Consider the following 18,515-nt stretch of genomic DNA (forward strand, 5'->3'; position numbering starts at 1 on the left):
CATGAAGCAGCTTTCTGACCATGACTCTTTGTACCTCGAACCCCGGCAGCCGGTTGGCGATTTTCAGTTCGACGCCGATGTGGCCCGGGTCTTTCCCGACATGATTCGTCGATCGGTTCCGGGCTATCCCGTGATCGTCGCTCTCCTCGGGATTCTGGCTGCAAGGCATGTGCAGCCGCACACCCTGTGCTACGATCTGGGCTGCTCCCTGGGAGCGGCCAGTCTGTCCATGGCCCGGCATATCCAGCAGCCCGGCTGCCGGATTGTCGGTGTAGACAATTCCTCAGCCATGCTGCAACGCTGTCGGGAGATTCTTGGGCAATCCCGCCCCAGGGCCCCGGTGGATCTGATGTGCGCCGATGTGCTGCAGGTGAACATCGAGCGGGCGTCGGTGGTGGTGCTCAATTTTACCCTGCAGTTCATTGATTGCACGCGTCGCATCGAGTTGCTCGCAAACATCCACCAGGGACTTGTTCCCGGCGGGGCGCTCATCTTATCGGAAAAGATCACCTTTGCCGATCCCCGTCAGACGGAGCGCTTCACTCACCTGCATCACGCCTTCAAGGGGGCCGAGGGCTACAGTGACCTGGAGATAAGCCAGAAACGCACGGCCCTGGAGAGAGTGCTCTATCCGGAAACCATCGAAACGCATCTCGAGCGCCTTCGGGCGGTGGGATTTTCCAGCTGCGATGTATGGTTTCAATGTCTCAACTTCATGTCCATACTGGCGCTGAAATGATCGATTTCAGCCCATTATTCAACGATCTGTCAGGGACTGTTCCGGAACCATTGTCGGAATTGCTGGCGGCACGGCTGGATGAGGCTTGCCGTGCGGAGCGCCACGGGGACATGGAAAAGTGGCGGGCGCTGCTGGAAGAGCTGCCTGCAGTGCGGCCTTCCTCGGTGGATTTACGTTCGGCGGCGGTGCGTGTGGGCGCACCGCAGGATTGCCATGGCACGGTGCGGCGCAGGCTGGAAGAACTGCTGCGCCGCTTTCATCCCTGGCGCAAGGGGCCGTACTCCGTCTACGGCATTACCATTGATGCGGAATGGCGCTCGGATTGGAAATGGGACCGCCTGTGCAACCACATCCAATCCCTTGAAGGGCGACTGGTGCTCGATGTGGGCTGCGGCAACGGCTACCATTGCTGGCGCATGCTGGGGGCAGGGGCGCGGCTGGTGATCGGGATCGATCCCTACCTGCTGTATGTCTGGCAGTTCCGGGCGATCAAGCATTACCTGCCCACCTTTCCGGTGCATGTGCTGCCCTTGAGCATTCAGGTGATGCCCCCTAATCTGCAGGCCTTCGACACGGTTTTTTCCATGGGGGTCCTGCATCATCAGCGTTCTCCCTTTGATCATCTGCTGCAGCTGCGCTCCTGCCTGCGCAGCGGTGGTGAACTCATCCTGGAGACCCTGGTGATCGACGGGGATGCCGGGCAGGTGCTGGTGCCGCAAGGCCGCTACGCAAAAATGCGCAACGTGTGGTTTATCCCGTCCTGTGCGGCTTTGCAGGCCTGGCTGGAACGCTGCAGCTGGCGCAACGTGCGGCTCATCGATGTGAGCGCAACCACCCCCGAGGAACAGCGCCGCACCGACTGGATGACCTTCGAGTCGCTGGCGGACTATCTGGACCCGCACAATTCGCTGCTCACCGTCGAAGGTCTGCCGGCTCCCCGGCGCGCCATCTTCCTGGCAAACGCTCCATGAAAGCATGGTGCTTCGTGCGCAAATCTTGTGTTTCCCCACCGGACGATTCAGACCAACTCGGTTTTTAAGGACCGAGTTGGTCTTGACGACGTCGGTCTTGTCCAATTAGACCACCATGCCGTAAGTCAAGCCTTCAAAAACGTTCTGAACGTTCATTCTGAATCTGTTTTAACAGGTTACGCCACTGGTCCTCCCCGGCAGGCCGCAAGTCAAATTCCTCGCCCGCTTGCAGGATGGCGTGCGCCATGTCCTGACCGTATCCGCGTGAACAGGCAAGCAGCAAGGTTCCATCCAGGTCGCGGCGCTGGGCGATGACCAGTTGACAGGCGACATGGCAAAACGGTCCCTGCAGCAGAAAAGGGGGCTTCGGCCCGGGATCGGTGAGATCCAGGTTGGTCAGTTTTTCCGTGATGGCAAAGACCTTGCCTCCGGCCAGAGCCATCAAAGCGGTGGCATCGGTTGTTTCGGTGCAGACGGGATCGGCGGGCGGTTGCGGTGTATCGCCGAGAAGATGCCAGATGGAGCACTGCGTCCGGTTCATGCGGTTCACCAGAAGGCCCCGGTCCAGTGTGCATGTTCCCGGATCAACCGGCACGTTCACGGGGAAAGGTTTACACCTTCTGATATCAGCGTCTTGTAGATCCCACCTGGGGTGGTGGCTGAGGTCGATGAGCCAGGGGCCTTCGCCCTCGTTTGTGTATTGCTGCACCACGGTCCAATGGCCGATCTTTGTGCTGCGCACCGCCCGCACCGGAAAAGCAACAGGAGATCGGCGTTCGATGGTGGCCATAAAGATCTCCTCTCACATCCTCATGCGTTTGCCTGTCGGGTCGTAAAACGGCATTGGAACTACTTTTGCCTTCATCAGTTCACCTTTACAGTCGTCTTCAAAAATCGTCAGCCGTGTTGCGTTTTTCGCCAGATAGCCTTCCACCAGTGCCATTCCCACGGGTTCCTTGAGAGCATAGCTGTAGCGGGCGGTACAGACGTATCCGCGAATTCTCTCGGCAACAATGGGTGAACCGTCTCGAGGAGCGCGCGCAGCCGGCTCTTCCATCTTGAAACCGACCAGCTTGAGGCGGCTGGTATCGTTTTCCGTCTGTTTGAGGGCGACTGCGCCGACGGTTTGCGCTTCGAGTTTGTCGCGGTGCCAGAAAAACCCCAATCCGATATCGTGCAGGGTGGTGCGCTGTTCGGATTCCGATCCAAGGATCACATGGCCTTTTTCCAGGCGCAGGGTATTTTGGGCTTCCAGCCCGAAATTCCAAATAGCGAACTCCTCCCCGGCTTCTTCCAGAATGTCCCACAGGGACTGCATGTAGGAAGAGGGCACGTGGAGCTCGAACGAGAGCTCTCCCACAAAACCGAGGCGCATGGCTCGGACTGGAATCGCACCGTGCACCATGAACTCGCGGAATCCCAGAAAGGGAAAGGCCTCGTTGGAAACAGCGCCATCGACCACTTTCTCCAGGACTTTTCTGGCATTGGGGCCGGCCAGGTTGATGACTCCATAGGCGTCGGTCAGGTTGATGATATGGAAATCCCAACGGTCGTAGCGGGTGTGGTAGCGAATCCATTCGCTGGTTTCTCCCGCACGCCCGGTCGAGGTGGTGAAATAATAGTCGTTTTCGGCGATTTGTGTCGCCACGCCGTCGTCAATCACACAGCCGTCTTCATTGCACATGGCCGAATAGTACATTCGACCAGTGCTCACCCGGGCCATGTCGCTTACGTAAACCCGCTGCAGCGCTTTCAAGGCATCCGGGCCGAAGATCCTGAATTTACCCAGGGTGGAAGCATCCAGCATGCCGACGTTGGTGCGCACATTTTCGATTTCCGCGCGTGCCGTTGTGTCGGCGCAGAATCGGCGGGCGCGCTGCCACGGTTGGAGGCGCTCCATCACGCCGCCCGCCGCCACCTGCGAAGCATGCACGGGGGTACGTTTGCTCATGGGATGGTTGGTCCCTGCGTAGGTCGCCAGGAGGGTGGGCACCAACGGAGGGCGCACGGTGGTGGGGCGCGGATGAAGATCAGGAGAGCGATGGGTCAGCGCTACATAGAGTGGCAGGTTATGCCCCGCAATGCCGCCCTGTCCGGGGCCGGTGCCGGCTGAGGTGAAACGCTTGATCAGTTCAGTGACATCGAAGCCCAGCCGCATGGCTTGATCGATGTTCTGGATGGTGACGTCCTCATCGAAGCACACAAATGTCTTTTTGCCCTCGACCGGCGCGACGACAAACTTGGAACCGCGGGCCGGTCCGGGAAGCTTTGCCAGCTCTTCTTCCACACCGCTGATCGTTGCTCCGACGGCCATCCCGCAATCGGCGACGGCGCGCAGTCCGGCGAGCCGTCCGCTCAGTTCGATGGCCGTCGGATCTTCCAGGCCGAGCATCCTGCCTGCGGCGTGCATCTTTTGCGGTATGCCGGTCGGTAGAAAATAGCCCGTGTGCGCATCGTATTCAAGCCTTGCGCCGGCCAGAGCAAGCGGCCCGGTAACAGGAGTCAGGCCGGCAGAAGCGACCAGCGTATCGCAGTCAAATTGCTGTTTACAGACGCCGGAAAGGTTGGTCAAGGTGACCTTCTTCAATACCTTCCTGCCGTGGGCTTTTGCGGCGACCCAGCCGGGGTAGAAGGGAATGTTGCGTGCCTCGAGCTGGGGCGGCAGGGCGGGATCGCACCCGTCCTCCCGAACATCCGCGACGCACGCAATGGACAAACCCAAATCGTGGAGATCGATGGCCGCCTCGATTCCCAGATCATGACCGATACTGAACACCGCTTGTTCGCCCGCAAGCACACCCCAGGTGCGCGCCAGCCTGTGAGCGCAGCCGATTTGCATGATGCCCGGACGGTCGTTGTTTTCAAACAGCAGCGGCCGCTCGATGCAGCCCGTGGCCACAACCACGCTTTCTGCCCGAATCTGCACATAGCGCTCAGCGAAGCAGTCTGCTTCCGAGCCTCTTTGGAATGCCGTGATCAGATTGTTGCTGTAGCAGCCGATGACTGCAGTGTGTTTGAAAATGCGAATGTTGGGTGCCTGTTCCAGTTGATCGGCCAATTGCCTGCCCCTCAGATAGAGCGGCATGCCCGGTTTGTGGTTGCGCGTCCGGTAATCGAAATATCCTCCCAGCCACGGCCGGGATTCCAGCAGGATGACGCGCAGCTTCTGTGCCGCCGCTGCGAGCGCCGCACTCATGCCGGCGGGGCCTGCGCCGATGATGCATACGTCGGCCGCTGGATAGATTTGATCAAATCGGCCGCGCAACTCCACATCCGGTGACAGTGATCCCAAACCCGCCGTCTTGCGAATGTGCCTGACGGCGATGGGCCACAATCGGGCGGGCTTGTGAAAGATGGTATAGTAAAAGCCGGCCGGCATGGCCCAACTGAGTTTGTCCATGAACGCCATCCAGTCGTGTTCCGGAGTCCCCAGCACATTTTGGGGCTCCACCCGCATGCCGTTCCCGACGAAAGTATTCTCGGCGCACACGTTGGGAATGTCGTCGACATCCACGTAGGTGTTGCTCGATTGTCCGTCCAGGCTGTAAAGCCCGCGCGGCCGGTGGTACTTCAAACTGCGCGAAAAGATCCGGGTGCCGTTGGCATAGAGCAACGTGGCGACCGTATCTCCCTCCACTCCATGGAACCGTTTGCCGTCATATTCAATGCTCACTGCCCTGGCAGAATTGACCCGCAGCGTGGGCAAACCCGCTAGCCGTTTCATTCAAACATCCTCCGATTGAGGTCCCGCCACTTCAAGGTTTTTGGTGGTATCGCGGTAGATGCTGAACCATGTGCCGCATCCCTGCCGGTGACACCACCATTCCTTCTGTACCCCGGCCACGCAGTTGTTCCTGTGGACGTAATCGCACCACGCCGCAGGCGTCAAGCCCGCTGCCTGCGGCGGGGGACCCTTGTCTTCACCGCCGAAGCGAAATTCATAGCCGCTTCTCTTGCCACAGATGGGGCATGTGATGGTGAGTGCCATGCCGTCTCCTTCGCTGAATTCAGCGCTGCCAAATTGTTCGCAGAGCGCGCAGAGGACACGGAGTCCTAAGTTTGTGTCAATTCTCAGTCGTCTCTGCGCTCTCTGGGTGCGCTGTGAGAAAAGTCAGCTCAATTGTCCGGGCTGTAGTGCACCAGAGCCGGTGTTTCCCCCATCAGCCGGTGCTGCTCGAAGCGCCGCCCGGTGAACGGCCGCAGGATCTGCGGACAGACGCCCGAAGCCATGAAATCGGCCAGGTACTTGCCGGTGACCACGCACGACTTGAATCCGAAGTAGCCCCAGCCGCAATCCAGGTAGTAACCGCGGACGGGATCGTTGCCGTCGATGATGGGTGCCATGTCGGGGGTCATGTCGGCCAGTCCGGCCCACGCCCGCATGAATTTGACGCCTTTCAGGCACGGCAGCAGTTGCGTCAGCGCTTCGGCCTGGTGCTTGATGTAGTGGGCCGTGCACTGGGTGGTGTAGTTGGGCCACGGGTCCATGTGCGCGCCGGTGGCGACTTCGCCCTTGAGGGTCTGATTGGCGTAACAGTGGTACGTGCCGGAAGAAATCACATGATGCAGGATCGGTTTGAGCGGCTGCGTCACCATGGCCTGAATGGTCAGCACACTGATGGGCAGGCGCATGCCGAGCATTTCACAGGATATGGCGGCGGCATAGGCACCGGCGGCATTGAGCACGCGCGGTGTGGTGATTGTGCCGTGGTCCGTTTCGACACTTGTGATTCTCCCGCCCTGCACCCCGATGCCGGTGACCGCGACCCCCTGAATGATGTCGACGCCCTTTTGCGACGCTCCGCTTGCCAGACCCCATACCACCGCGTCGTGCCGCACGATGCCGCCGGGCGGGTGATACATGCCGCCGTATATGGGGTAGCGGAGTCGATCCGAAACGTCCAGAGCCGGCACCAGTTCCTTGCATTCTTTGGGGTCGATCAGGCGACTGTCGATTCCGTGGAACTGAGCCGACGCCACCTGCAGGCGCATGGCCTTGAGGGCCGCTTCGCTGTGAGCCAGGTTCAAGTTGCCGCAATTGTAAAACATCAAGTTGAAATCGAGCTCTTGGGTTAAAACCGGCCATAACTCCAGGGCTTCTTTGTACAGGGGCAGGTTCTCCTGAGTCCGCTGGTTGGCTCGCACAATTGCTGTGTTGCGGCCGGCACCGCCAAAGCCGATGTAGCGCTTCTCGACAACGGCAACGTGGTTCATGCCGTGGCGGGTGGCGAGAAAGTAGGCGGTTGCAAGCCCGTGCAGGCCGCCGCCGATGATGACCGCATCGTAGCTGGACTTGAGCCGTTTCGACCTGCTCCAGAGTCGCTTCCCTCTACCAAGCATAAATTCTCCCCGTCATACGCTTGCTTTCTATACTCAAACAACTTTGGTTTTTCTGAGCAAAAAAATGGCCGATCTGGCAATATAAAGAAAAAACATAGAAAAATTAAAATATTACACACTCTGGACAAATTATCTTTTTGATGGTACACCCATGCTACAGACGACTAACCCTAACAACAGTGAGGTCAGCATGGATGTATCGAGTTACCAATTCAGCGAGGAAGAAGTAATTCGCTTGGAACAATACCGAGACACACAGCAAGATGCTCGTCTCAAAATGCGCTTCATTGCCCTGCTTATGCTTGCCAAAGGCATTGCGCTGAAGGATGTCGCCGCGATAACCGGAGTGGCGATGAAAACGATCGAGAATTGGCATCATCAATATCTCAGCAAAGGAATCGACTGCCTTAATTCATTCCAATACAAACCTAAGCAGCCCTATCTGAGCGACGAACAAATACAGCAGTTACTCAACTGGGTTCGGTCTACAAATCCGATTCACCTAAAACAAATCAGAGCCCACATCATCGAACAATTTGCGATCAAGTACACGACGGAGGCCATCAGGAAGCTTCTGCACAAACACGGCATAAAGCTGATTCGCCCGAAGGTGATACCCGGCAATCCTCCGAGCGAAGAAGAACAGGAAAAAAAATTGCCGAGTACTTCGACATGAAGTCCAATAGTGAGCCTGGAACGGTCTTTCTTTTTGGAGATGGGATGCATCTAGTTCACCAAAATATACCCCGGCTATGTTGGGCTGATCCCAAAGCACGGCCCATTTTTAAGACCAACACCGGGCGACAACGGCTTAATATTCTTGGAGCTTACAATCCCGACAGCCATGAATTCGATCATATAACGGGAGAACAAAACTGCGACGCGAACCGCGTGATTGAATACTTTGAGATGATCACAAGAGCATACAAGCAGGCCCCAAAAATTATCCTTTTCCTTGACAACGCTAAGTATTTCAAAGCACAAATCGTCACCGATTGGTTGAAACAGAATCTGCGGCTTCACGTTGTGTTCTTGCCTCCTTATGCTCCAAATCTAAACTTGATCGAGCGCTTCTGGGGATTTGCCAAAGAAAAGTTGGTCAAAAATACCTATGAGCCAAAATACAAGGTCTTTCGGGCAAAAGTATTCAGGTTCCTAAACAATGTGGGCCAATATATTGATGAGTTAAGAACCTTAATGGTGGAAAAGTTCCAAATCATAGCCACTAGCAAAGCATAAAATGTGCCAGGAAAAACCAAAGTTGCTCCGGTATACCTTACCCGGATGAACCGTCGCCCCTCGGGCATCTCAAACAGGCTCCTATCAACCGTCTTCAAAGTCAAGAGGAGAGCATGTAAATTTTCGAGGCGGAATCATCACGGCTGCCGGGCCTTTCCCGTCCCGCCTTGCCTAATATCTGATCAGGTATTCCCGTGCTCAACGCAAAGAGTACTTTTCCTTCAGGGAAGAACGGCCCCTGAATGAAGAACTGAAGGGAGAGGTGAAACGGCGCCGGTGTGTGGAAGCGGAGCAGCGTGAGTTGATCGAAGACCTGCGGCGGGATCCTGCCGCACCGCGTCTTGCGGGCGGCAGGCGACCCGCCGGTGCGGAAACAGGCTAAGCGATCCCCACTTCCTTTCCCAAGGCTTTATGGGCCTTGGGAAAATCGGGTTGAAAATTCAGATAGGGCGTAACCGGGTAGCGAACCCCCATGGCTTTGCCGACTTCTTGCAGCCCCTGAATCAAACCGGGCACGGCTTTGCCGGGTAATGCAAAGACCATCTCGTCATCCTGCGTACCGGCAAAGATGCGTTCCCCATTGCCGGGATTGACCACGCAGGGAGCTTGCTTCCTAAAGGGTCCGATCAAGTATTCATCACACTCCACCTTGCCGCCGAAATGGCCGGAGACCCGCTCGCCCGTCATATACGACCAGGCTTGGGTCAAACGCATGATCTGTGCGGCGTTGCCATAAACAACAACGGTATCCGGCTCAAAGGATGCCCGTTGCAGAGGGCTCACAACCAGGGCCGGGAATTCTCCCTTTTGCAGCCAGTTCATGGATTGCGTTTCGCGCTTTGCAGCCTCTTCGTCGCGCGAAAAATTGACCTCACAAAACAAGCGGGTAAGGGTTTCCGGCGGGTTTTCGGAATCGCTCAGTCCGAACATGACGGCGGCCGGAACACAGATCACATCCTCGCGGGTGAGGCCTACCGTCCAGCCGTAATTGCGCGCCATGGTGACCGCCTGGCACAAAGCGACCTTCTTGCCCAGTACCTTCGAGGGCTGGCGCGTCTTTTCCGGAAAATCGGCTGCGCTTTTCAAAAATTTTGCCGCCACCGGAAAGGTCTTCAAGCGCAAATCATTGTGAATGAACTCTGCCGCTTCCTTGAAATTCGTTGCACTCATGCTGTGTCCTCCCAGTCCGAAAGGGTTAGATTTTATGGTGTGCGCTGTGACAAAAACATCATTGCGACCGCGCCAGAAAAACCAGCTCCGATGCAGCTTTCAACAAGTCTCTCATGCGCTCTTCTCCCAGTCCCTGCATGACTCGTTTCTGAGCCCTTTCCCAAAGGGGTATGACCTGCGCCACTTTGGCTTCACCTCGTTCGGTGAGGCTCACCCACCTCTCGCGTCTGTCCTGTCCGGTCTCGATGATCACCAGCCCGTTCTTTTCAAGAATTGTCAGATTGCGGCTCATGGTGGTGCGGTCCAGAATGGCCAGATCGGCTAACTGGGTGACGGTGATGGGGCCGCGAATTTTGGCGGTCATGAGCAGGGAAAATTGAGTGGTCCTGAGTCCGGACGGCCGCAGAAAATCATCGTAGAATTTGGTGATGGCACGCGCCGCCTTACGCAAATTGTAGCAGGCGCATGTACGCCCGATTTCCATACATCGGTGTTTATCCAGGGTAGACGGGCTGTCGGGTGGCATCGGAATCCTCACAATCGATTCGCCGGTTGTGGCTTTCATATATGTGCATATACACTTTTGTGACCCTTTGTCAAATTCTTTTGCGCATCTTTGGGGCTCCCGGAAAATTTGTCTTGACAACTTAACCAATCACCGTTTACCGTGGCTTCCACTATGGCAAATGCAAAAACAACAACCGTGCTCAACCCCGATTCACCGCTGCCCCTCTATCACCAGCTGGCGGATGTGCTGCTCGGCAAGATTCGAACGGGAGAATACCCCGTCGGTTGCCGCATTCCGTCTGAACATAAGCTGGCCGAAACATACAACATTGGGCGGCCGACCGCCCGGCAGGCGACGGACCTGTTGGTGCGCAAACGTATCCTGGTCCGAAAGAGGGGTGCGGGAACATTTGTGCGGGCCGAGGAGAACGAAGTGGATCTGTTCTCCTTGGCCGGCACCATTTCCTCGTTTCATAAGAGGGGCATATCCCTCGATACGCACATCCTTCGCCAAACCCAACTGAAAAAGATCGATCATGATCCGGAAAACCCTTTTTCGGGGGACGAAGCTTACTTTCTTTCGCGACTGAGCCGCGTCGGTGGAAAGCCGGTGCTGCTCGAAGTCATCTACCTGCACCCGGTTGTTTTTGCTGGAATTGATGACATCGATCTCACCGGTCTGTCGCTCTCGAGAGTCGTAGAGGAGCGCTATTACCTGCGACCCACCGGCGGCAAGCAAAATTTCAGAATCGGCTACCTGGACGGGAAAGAGGCGGAGCAACTGGCCGTCACAGCCGCCACCCCCATCTTGCTGGTAAAGCGTTTCCTGCACTTCAATCAGGCGAAAAATGCCGTGTTTTCAGAGCTGTACTGCAGAACCGACCAATTTGTGTTTTCCCAAACCATCAGAGGAATTGCCGATGATTAATCGAGGCTATTACGCCGGATTTGGAGGTGCTTATCTACCCGAGATCCTGGTAGCCACTTTTGACGAACTGGTCGAGACCTTCTACCAGGCCAAAAACGACCCCGTCTTCTGGCAACAATACGTCGAGGTCATGTCCACTTACTCATGCAGGCCGACTCCGTTGACCTTCGCGGAGAATCTCACGCAGCACTTTGGTGGTGCGCGTATCTACGTCAAGCGGGAAGACCTGAACCATACCGGGGCGCATAAGGCCAACAACGTGATGGGGCAGGGGCTCCTGGTCAAACGCATGGGGAAGACGCGTGTCATTGCTGAAACGGGCGCCGGCCAGCATGGCGTGGCAACCGCTACGATGGCGGCCAAGTTCGGTTTTGACTGTACCATCTACATGGGAGAGGTTGACGTGGAACGGCAGCGCCCCAATGTGTTCTGGATGGAACGGCTGGGGGCGGAGGTGGTGCCGGTGCGGGAAGGCACCAGAATCCTGAAGGATGCCATCAACGAAGCCTTCCGTGACTGGGTGTCCAACATGGACAGCACTCACTATGTATTGGGCACTGCCTGCGGGCCGCACCCGTTTCCGGAGATGGTCTCCTATTTTCAGTCCATCATCGGCAAAGAGGCCCGCAGTCAGATCCTGGAACGTGCGGGAAAGCTGCCGGCGCGCGTCTATGCCTGTGTGGGGGGCGGATCGAACGCCATGGGCATGTTCAGCGGATTCATGAACGATCCGGTGGAACTGGTCGGCGTTGAAGCCGGCGGCAAAGGTCTCGATTCGGGCCAACACGCCTCCAGGCTTTGCTCCAAAGACGCCAGTGTGGGGGTTGCCCAAGGCTATAAAACCTATTTTCTCCAGGACTCCGACGGGCAGATGCGCGAAACTCACAGCGTGGCGGCAGGGCTGGACTATGTGGGCGTATCACCTATCCTTTCCCACCTCAAGGAAAATGGGCGCGTACGGTTTGAAGCGGCAACGGACCGGGAAGTGGTTGATGCCCTTGCCCTGACCATCCGCAAGGAGGGATTGATACCCGCGCTGGAATCGGCTCACGCCTTCGTGCAAGCCTTCAAAGAGGCGCCGTACCTGTCCAGGGACGACATCCTCATCATCAATCAATCGGGGAGAGGGGACAAGGACATTTTCACCGTCGCCGATGCATTCGCCGATCCCAAGTGGCAAGAGTTTATCAAACAGAAAGCGGAGAAATACCGTGCTTGAATCATACCTGCGCAAGCGGCTGAAAGAACGAGATATTCTTCTCATGACCCATATTGTTTTGGGGTATCCCTCATTTGAAGATTCTTACCGGATGGTGGAGGCGATGGTGGCAGCGGGGGTGGATCTCATGGAGCTGCAGATCCCCTTTTCCGAGCCCATCGCCGACGGACCGGTGATCCTGCATGCCAACCAGAGGGCGCTGGCGTCAGGAGCCACGGTGCAAAAGTGTTTCGATTTCGGCGGAAAAGTGGCTCGGGACTTCGATATTCCCTTCCTGTTCATGACCTACTTCAACATTCTCTATAAGTACGGAGTGCATCGATTCGCTGCCGATATGGCCCAACAAGGTTTGCAGGGAGCCATCGTGCCCGATCTTCCGCCGGAAGAAGGCGAGGAATATCTTCGCTCCATGGAGGAGCACGGACTTGCACCCATTTTCATTTTTTCTCCCACCACCGCGGATGAGCGCATGAGCTATCTGGCAAACTTTGCCAGAGGATTTGTCTATTGTGTGGCAAGAAAAGGGGTGACGGGTGCCGATACGAGTTTTTCCGATCAACTGAAGGGCTACATGGATCGCTGCCGGAAGGCCACCGCTCTGCCGCTGGCTCTCGGCTTCGGTGTCCAGGGGAAGGCGGATATTGACTTCCTGCGGGGCAAGGCGGATATCGCCGTGATCGGGACCCAGACTATTCGCGTTATGGAGCAACAGGGCATCGAGGCGGTCGGCGAATTCATTGCCGATATAAGGTAGCGGGTTCCAGCGGCGGGCGAGCCGTTTGCAGAAGCTTTGCAGGGTCATCCCCGGGGAAAGTCGGCGGGGCGACCGGCAAGCAGATTTTTCAGGACTTTCGGGTCCCCTTTCCTTTTGGCGGTATTACGCCGGGATGACGAATTCAGCGAGTTTTCACGGGCCCAAGTGACAATTAACCTCTGGAGGGTTGAGACGATGCGAAGACGTTTTGTTGTATTGGCGGCTGTTTTGTTGTTGGGATGGGGAGCTTCGGCGCATGGGGCCGAGCAGCTCAAAGTCGGGTATATCGCCACCATGTCGGGTCCCGCGGCGAGTCTTGGCACGGATATTCTCGACGGGTTCAAGCTGGGCATCAAGCATTGCGGCGACCAGTTGGGCGGCCTGCCGGTCGAGTTGGTGGTGGGGGACGATCAGCTCAAGCCGGATGTCGGAGTCCAGGTCGCCAGCCGCATGATGGAAAAGGACAAAGTCGATATTGTCACCGGAATTGTGTTTTCCAACGTCATGATGGCGGTGGCTGGACCCATCACGGATGCGGGGCTGTTTCTCATCAGCGGCAACGCCGGTCCGTCTCCGCTCGCCGGCGAAGGATGTCTACCCAATTTTTTTGCCGTTTCCTGGCAAAATGATCAGACCCACGAAGCCATGGGCAAATACCTTCAGGATCAGGGGGTGAAAACCCTGTATCTGATGGCTCCCAACTACCAGGCGGGGAAAGATGGCCTGGCGGGTGTCAAGCGCTATTTCAAGGGCGAAATAGTGGGCGAAGTGTACACCAAGATCAACCAGCCGGATTATGCGGCGGAGTTGACGCAATTGCGTGCGGCCAAGCCGGAAGCGGTTTTTGTCTTCTATCCGGGCGGCATGGGCATCAATTTCGTCAAGCAGTATGCTCAATCCGGGTTGAAAGAGGAAATTCCCCTGTACACCACGGCATTCACCCTGGACCAGTCGGTTTTGCAGGCGATGGGCGATGCTGCTTTGGGTCTCAAGAATTCGAGCTTTTGGAGCCCGGACCTGAAGAACCCGGCCAACGAGAAGTTTGTGGCCGATTTCAAAGCAACCTACCAGCGTATTCCATCCCTTTTTGCAGCGCAGGGGTATGATGCGGCGCTGCTCATCGACAGTGCCGTGCGCGCCGTCAATGGCGACCTGAAGGATCAGGACAAACTGCGTGAGGCCTTCAGGAAGGCCGATTTTCAATCGGTGCGCGGCGAGTTCAAGTTCAACCACAACCACTTTCCCATTCAAGATTTTTACATTCGTGAAGTGGTCGAAAACGAGGATGGGGTTCTAACCAACAAGCTTCTCGGAGTCGCATTCGAAGACCATGCGGACGCGTATGCCGCGCAGTGCCCAATGAAATAGCGGAGCTTGTGTGGATCCTCTGTTGATTTTCATCCAGGGCCTCAACGGCCTGCAGCTGGGTGTCATGCTTTTCTTGATGGCTGCCGGATTGACGCTGGTGTTCGGGGTGATGAATTTGATCAACCTGGCCCACGGTTCCCTGTATATGATGGGCGCTTATCTGGCTGCCACCGTTCAGCAGCGTACGGGTTCTTTTCTGCTCGCCGTACTCCTGGCCATTCCCCTGACGACCATGCTGGGCATGCTGGTCGAAGTGACGGCCCTGCGCAGACTCTACAAACGGGATCATCTCGACCAGGTGCTCGCCACCTTTGCCCTCATTTTGTTTTTCAACGAGCTGGTGCGCATCGTTTGGGGGCCGCAAGCCTACTTCATGGCGGTCCCTGAGCTGTTTTCAGGGTATTTCTCCATCCTGCCCGGAGTGAGCTACCCCATCTTTAGACTGGTCATCATCGGGGTCGGGCTGGCGGTGGCCCTGCTGCTCTATCTGATCGTCTCCCGCACGCGGCTGGGTATGTTGATTCGGGCGGGAGCCACCAACCGTGAGATGGTCGGTGCTCTGGGCGTTAACATCCAACTGCTGTATACGGTCGTTTTCGGACTGGGGGCGGCTTTGGCGGGACTTGCCGGAATCATGGCCGGACCGATCCTGTCGGTAGAAGTCGGGATGGGGGAGTCCATCATCATTCTCACCTTTGTGGTCATCGTAATCGGCGGGATCGGCTCCATTCGCGGCGCTTTGATTGCGTCGATGCTGGTCGGACTGGCCGATACCTTCGGCCGGGTGCTGCTACCCCCGGCTCTGGCATCAATGGTCATCTATGTCCTCATGGCAGGGGTGCTGTGCTGGCGTCCTCAGGGTTTGTTTCCGGCTTATGGCTAAGCTCAAGTTTCCTCGCCTGCAACAACTCATCCTGCTCAGTGTTGTGGTCCTCCTGGCGTTTGTCCCCTTATTCGGCGACTTGTTTTACCTGAGGCTTTTCACCCGTATCATGATCTATGCCATGGTGGCGTTGAGCCTCGACATTATTCTTGGTTACGGAGGGATGGTCAGCTTCGGCCATGCCGCTTTTTTCGGATTGGGCGCCTACACCGTGGGCATTCTCGCGCGGTTCGGGGTGGCGAGCGCTTTCCTTGCCTGGCCTGCGGCGATCCTGGTGAGTGTGCTGCTGGCGGCGGTCATCGGCGCTGTCAGCTTGCGAACCGGCGGAGTCTATTTTATCATGATCACTCTCGCCTTCGCGCAGATGCTCTATTACTTTTTCTTCAGCCTGGACGTCTATGGCGGGAGCGATGGGATGCCCATGGTGGCGCGCAACACTTTTGCCGGGTTGATCGATATCAACCGGCACACCACCTTTTACTATCTGGTGTTCGGCATCATGGTGCTCATCCTGTTTGTCGCCTTGCGCCTGATGCAGTCGCGCTTTGGTATGGTCATTCAGGGCATTCGGGACAACGAGCGGCGCATGCGTTCTCTGGGTTTTGCCACCTACCGCTACAAGTTGGTGTGCTTCATAATTTCCGCTGCCGTTGCCGGACTGGCCGGGGCTTTGATCGCCAATCAGACCCTTTACGTCAGCCCCTCCTTTCTGCACTGGACACGTTCCGGAGACATCTTGATCATGGTCATCCTGGGCGGCATGGGAAGCTTGGTCGGGCCTATGCTTGGGGCTCTTTGCCTGCTGCTGACCGAAGAGGTCCTCTCCGGTTACACGGAACACTGGATGATTGTCTTGGGGCCTCTGCTGATTGTGGTGGTGCTGTTTGCCCGGCATGGCATTTACGGTTTGCTTGCGGGAACAAAACAAAGTGGCTGAAACGCTTCTTGAAGTACGACGGTTGAATAAATCTTTCGGCGCCATGATGGTCAGCACTCAGATCGACCTGTCCATCGTACGTGGAGAAATTCATGCCGTCATCGGTCCCAACGGTGCCGGTAAGACCACTCTGCTTGCCCAACTTGCCGGAGAGCTGAAACCGGATGCGGGCCTCATTGAATTCATGGGACAAGACATCAGCCTGCTTCCGGTTCACAAGCGGTCCCGGCTGGGGATTGCCAGGTCTTACCAGATTACCAGTATCTTTCCCGGGTTTTCGGCTGTGGACAACGTCGCATTGGCTGTTCAAGCCGGTAATGGTCACAGTTTCCGCTTCTGGCGGGATGCCCGAGGGTATTCCGCTGTACGCGAGGCGGCCTGGAAAGTGCTGCAGCGGGTGGGCCTGGAGCAGCGGGCCCAGGTGAGGGCAGGCCATCTTTCCCACGGCGAGCAGCGGCAGTTGGAGATCGCCATGGCACTTGCCACCAGGCCCAAACTGCTGCTGCTGGATGAGCCGATGGCGGGGATGGGAGCCGAGGAGTCGGAAAGGATGATTGCCACACTGCGCGGCCTCAAGGGAGAAAACACGGTGCTCTTGGTAGAGCATGACATGGATGCGGTTTTCACTCTTGCAGATCGCGTGACGGTACTGGTCTACGGCCGCGTGATCGCTACCGGCAGTGTAGATCAAATTCGTTCGGATGCGGCAGTTCGCAAGGCTTATCTCGGTGACGAGGGGAGCGCGCTGAACTATGCTTGAGGTACGGGAGATACAAACCTTTTACGGCGGCAGCCAGATTCTTTTCGGCATGAACTTCGCAGTGCACGCCGGCGAAATGGTGAGTCTACTGGGGCGCAACGGCATGGGAAAAACGACTACGGTACGCTCTATCATGGGACTAACCCCAGCTCGAGCCGGTGCCGTATACCTGGATGGTATTGATATCACACGGGCTCCGCCGTTTCGTATTGCCCAGTCAGGGGTAAGTCTTGCGCCCGAAGATCGCCAGGTTTTTCCCACGCTGACGGTGCGCGAAAACCTCGTTGCTACAGCCGCCCGCAACCACCACGGTGCCGCCCATGATGCATGGACCATCGATCGGGTAATGGAATTATTCCCCATTCTTCGCCACAGGCAGAATCATCTGGGTTCGCAGTTGTCCGGTGGCGAGCAACAAATGGTTGCCATCGGCCGCGCGCTCATGACCAACCCGCGACTGCTGATCCTGGATGAAGCCACCGAAGGGCTGGCGCCCCTGGTGCGGCGGGAAATCTGGCGCTGCCTCAACTGTCTTAAGGAGTCGGGCTTATCCATTCTGATCATCGACAAGAGTGTCGAAGTGTTGATGCGGATTGCCGACAGACATTATATCGTGGAGAAGGGCAGGGTAGTGTGGAGTGGGGGTTCTCATGAGTTGGCCGCCCACCCGGAAGTGCTCCGCGAGTATCTTGGGGTATGACAACGGATGCGCGTGTATAAAGCCTGCGATCAAGAAAGCCTGGATCGGCAATACAATGCTCGATCGACGGTAGCGGATTTCTCCAAAGTTGTGGAATCCTGGCACCACCGAAGCGAAGATTGACGGCGGAATGGATAAGAGACTGTTAGCGCGATCGTTTCGAATTTCACTGCTGGGGCTGCCGGCCGAGAGATGCCTGGCGGACATCGTTGACCAGATCGTCCGACATGGAATTGGAAACATTGTGTATGATAAGGATGTCGGTCGCGGTCGCGGGCTTCCCATAGTATGCGTGATTCCAACTGTTGCGCGTCGCAATGACGGCACCTTCCAGGGAAATGCCGGCGAACAGTCCCTTGGAGCGGGAATAGCTGATGATGTCGGCGCTCAGATTGGCGGTTGCGGCCTCCGCTCCGATGCCCACAGGCCCTGCGGCAATACCGGCATCCACACCCAGTTTCAGGTTGTTAGAAAGAAAGGCTTTCACACCCCGGTCGGTCATTGCCAGCAAAATGATCTCTGAGGCTATGCCCCCGGCCTGGAGGCCCAGGCTCAGTTCGCCCATGGTGTAAAAGGCCGGTTCGCTCCACTGTCCGGTTTTCGAATCGAATGCCAGGAATACTCCACTGCCCCCCGACACTCCGATCAGGAAAGCCCCCTTCAAAACCTGCGGCGAAATGTAAATTCCTCGGGCGCTTTTCATGAGCTGCCGAAAGGCCTCCATATCGGGTGATGCCATGAAGTTTGCCAGGGTCATGCGCGCTCTCTGGACCAACTGCGCCGCTTCCCTGGCGTCGTCGGCGATGGCCCGAGCACTCGTGAAGGTGCTGATCAATACCAGCAGCATAACGATGGCGATGCGTCGAATCTTATATGGGTGCTGTGTGGCGAATTTCACTGTCTCTCCCTTCCTGGTTCTGCACTGCTGCTCCACTGTTTTGCCTCAAAGTACGTTTACTCAAGTCTTGTGCCAACGCACATGGAGCACTATTGCATTAAA

General features: G+C 56.8%; 19 protein-coding genes. 12 read left to right on the forward strand and 7 right to left on the reverse strand.

Going from position 1 to position 18,515, the window contains the following annotated elements; translation table 11 throughout:
• Position 1 precedes the first annotated feature (1 nt).
• Positions 2-739: a carboxy-S-adenosyl-L-methionine synthase CmoA gene (gene cmoA / locus K1V27_RS17725; RefSeq protein WP_258931393.1), complete on the forward strand. Its 738-nt coding sequence runs from the start codon at positions 2-4 to the stop codon at positions 737-739.
• On the forward strand, positions 736-1,710 hold the full coding sequence (gene cmoB / locus K1V27_RS17730) for a tRNA 5-methoxyuridine(34)/uridine 5-oxyacetic acid(34) synthase CmoB (RefSeq protein ID WP_258931394.1): 975 nt from the start codon (positions 736-738) through the stop codon (positions 1,708-1,710). The genes cmoA and cmoB overlap by 4 nt, the downstream gene beginning before the upstream one ends.
• A 133-nt stretch (positions 1,711-1,843) precedes the next feature.
• Here the strand turns inward: cmoB and K1V27_RS17735 are convergent, their stop codons facing one another.
• The 4 genes from K1V27_RS17735 to K1V27_RS17750 form a co-directional block, all read right to left on the reverse strand.
• Positions 1,844-2,500 carry a hypothetical protein gene (locus tag K1V27_RS17735; protein WP_258931395.1) on the reverse strand — a complete coding sequence of 219 codons (657 nt, stop codon included), beginning with the start codon at positions 2,498-2,500 and terminating at the stop codon, positions 1,844-1,846.
• A gap of 12 nt (positions 2,501-2,512) precedes the next feature.
• Complete coding sequence (locus tag K1V27_RS17740; RefSeq protein ID WP_258931396.1) at positions 2,513-5,434, reverse strand: 2Fe-2S iron-sulfur cluster-binding protein; 2,922 nt, start codon at positions 5,432-5,434, stop codon at positions 2,513-2,515.
• A complete protein-coding gene (locus K1V27_RS17745; RefSeq protein ID WP_258931397.1) occupies positions 5,435-5,698 on the reverse strand; it encodes a sarcosine oxidase subunit delta in 264 nt (87 codons plus the stop codon).
• A gap of 128 nt (positions 5,699-5,826) precedes the next feature.
• Positions 5,827-7,050, reverse strand: a complete 1,224-nt coding sequence (locus K1V27_RS17750) for an FAD-binding oxidoreductase (protein WP_258931398.1) — start codon at positions 7,048-7,050, stop codon at positions 5,827-5,829.
• Positions 7,051-7,201: 151 nt separating this feature from the next.
• On the opposite strand from K1V27_RS17750, the gene K1V27_RS17755 reads away from it, so the two are divergent.
• Together K1V27_RS17755 and K1V27_RS17760 are read left to right on the forward strand one after the other, a co-directional pair.
• Positions 7,202-7,726: a helix-turn-helix domain-containing protein gene (locus K1V27_RS17755; protein WP_258931399.1), complete on the forward strand. Its 525-nt coding sequence runs from the start codon at positions 7,202-7,204 to the stop codon at positions 7,724-7,726.
• The gene (locus tag K1V27_RS17760; RefSeq protein ID WP_258931400.1) at positions 7,723-8,289 is read left to right on the forward strand and encodes an IS630 family transposase; all 567 of its coding nucleotides are present in this window, start codon (positions 7,723-7,725) and stop codon (positions 8,287-8,289) included. The genes K1V27_RS17755 and K1V27_RS17760 overlap by 4 nt, the downstream gene beginning before the upstream one ends.
• Before the next feature lie 378 nt (positions 8,290-8,667).
• On the opposite strand, the gene K1V27_RS17765 is transcribed toward K1V27_RS17760, so the two are convergent.
• Positions 8,668-9,459: a DUF169 domain-containing protein gene (locus K1V27_RS17765; RefSeq protein WP_258931401.1), complete on the reverse strand. Its 792-nt coding sequence runs from the start codon at positions 9,457-9,459 to the stop codon at positions 8,668-8,670.
• A 58-nt stretch (positions 9,460-9,517) separates the two neighbouring features.
• Positions 9,518-9,985, reverse strand: coding sequence for a MarR family winged helix-turn-helix transcriptional regulator (locus K1V27_RS17770; RefSeq protein ID WP_258931402.1), 468 nt, complete (start codon positions 9,983-9,985; stop codon positions 9,518-9,520).
• 153 nt (positions 9,986-10,138) lie between these two features.
• On the opposite strand from K1V27_RS17770, the gene K1V27_RS17775 reads away from it, so the two are divergent.
• From K1V27_RS17775 to K1V27_RS17810, 8 genes are all read left to right on the forward strand, one after another.
• Complete coding sequence (locus K1V27_RS17775; RefSeq protein ID WP_258931403.1) at positions 10,139-10,894, forward strand: GntR family transcriptional regulator; 756 nt, start codon at positions 10,139-10,141, stop codon at positions 10,892-10,894.
• On the forward strand, positions 10,887-12,113 hold the full coding sequence (gene trpB / locus K1V27_RS17780) for a tryptophan synthase subunit beta (RefSeq protein ID WP_258931404.1): 1,227 nt from the start codon (positions 10,887-10,889) through the stop codon (positions 12,111-12,113). Before K1V27_RS17775 ends, trpB begins: the two co-directional genes overlap by 8 nt.
• On the forward strand, positions 12,106-12,867 hold the full coding sequence (trpA, locus tag K1V27_RS17785) for a tryptophan synthase subunit alpha (RefSeq protein ID WP_258931405.1): 762 nt from the start codon (positions 12,106-12,108) through the stop codon (positions 12,865-12,867). Before trpB ends, trpA begins: the two co-directional genes overlap by 8 nt.
• A 195-nt stretch (positions 12,868-13,062) precedes the next feature.
• On the forward strand, positions 13,063-14,235 hold the full coding sequence (locus tag K1V27_RS17790) for an ABC transporter substrate-binding protein (protein ID WP_258931406.1): 1,173 nt from the start codon (positions 13,063-13,065) through the stop codon (positions 14,233-14,235).
• 10 nt (positions 14,236-14,245) lie between these two features.
• Positions 14,246-15,118, forward strand: coding sequence for a branched-chain amino acid ABC transporter permease (locus K1V27_RS17795; RefSeq protein WP_258931407.1), 873 nt, complete (start codon positions 14,246-14,248; stop codon positions 15,116-15,118).
• A complete protein-coding gene (locus tag K1V27_RS17800) occupies positions 15,111-16,055 on the forward strand; it encodes a branched-chain amino acid ABC transporter permease (protein ID WP_258931408.1) in 945 nt (314 codons plus the stop codon). Before K1V27_RS17795 ends, K1V27_RS17800 begins: the two co-directional genes overlap by 8 nt.
• Positions 16,048-16,815 carry an ABC transporter ATP-binding protein gene (locus K1V27_RS17805; protein ID WP_258931409.1) on the forward strand — a complete coding sequence of 256 codons (768 nt, stop codon included), beginning with the start codon at positions 16,048-16,050 and terminating at the stop codon, positions 16,813-16,815. The genes K1V27_RS17800 and K1V27_RS17805 overlap by 8 nt, the downstream gene beginning before the upstream one ends.
• A complete protein-coding gene (locus K1V27_RS17810; RefSeq protein ID WP_258931410.1) occupies positions 16,808-17,515 on the forward strand; it encodes an ABC transporter ATP-binding protein in 708 nt (235 codons plus the stop codon). The genes K1V27_RS17805 and K1V27_RS17810 overlap by 8 nt, the downstream gene beginning before the upstream one ends.
• Positions 17,516-17,681: 166 nt before the next feature.
• Here the strand turns inward: K1V27_RS17810 and K1V27_RS17815 are convergent, their stop codons facing one another.
• Positions 17,682-18,413: a lipid-binding SYLF domain-containing protein gene (locus tag K1V27_RS17815; RefSeq protein WP_258931411.1), complete on the reverse strand. Its 732-nt coding sequence runs from the start codon at positions 18,411-18,413 to the stop codon at positions 17,682-17,684.
• Positions 18,414-18,515 lie beyond the last annotated feature (102 nt).

This window comes from Desulfoferrobacter suflitae, assembly GCF_022603395.1.
GTDB lineage: Bacteria > Desulfobacterota > Syntrophobacteria > Syntrophobacterales > Syntrophobacteraceae > Desulfoferrobacter > Desulfoferrobacter suflitae.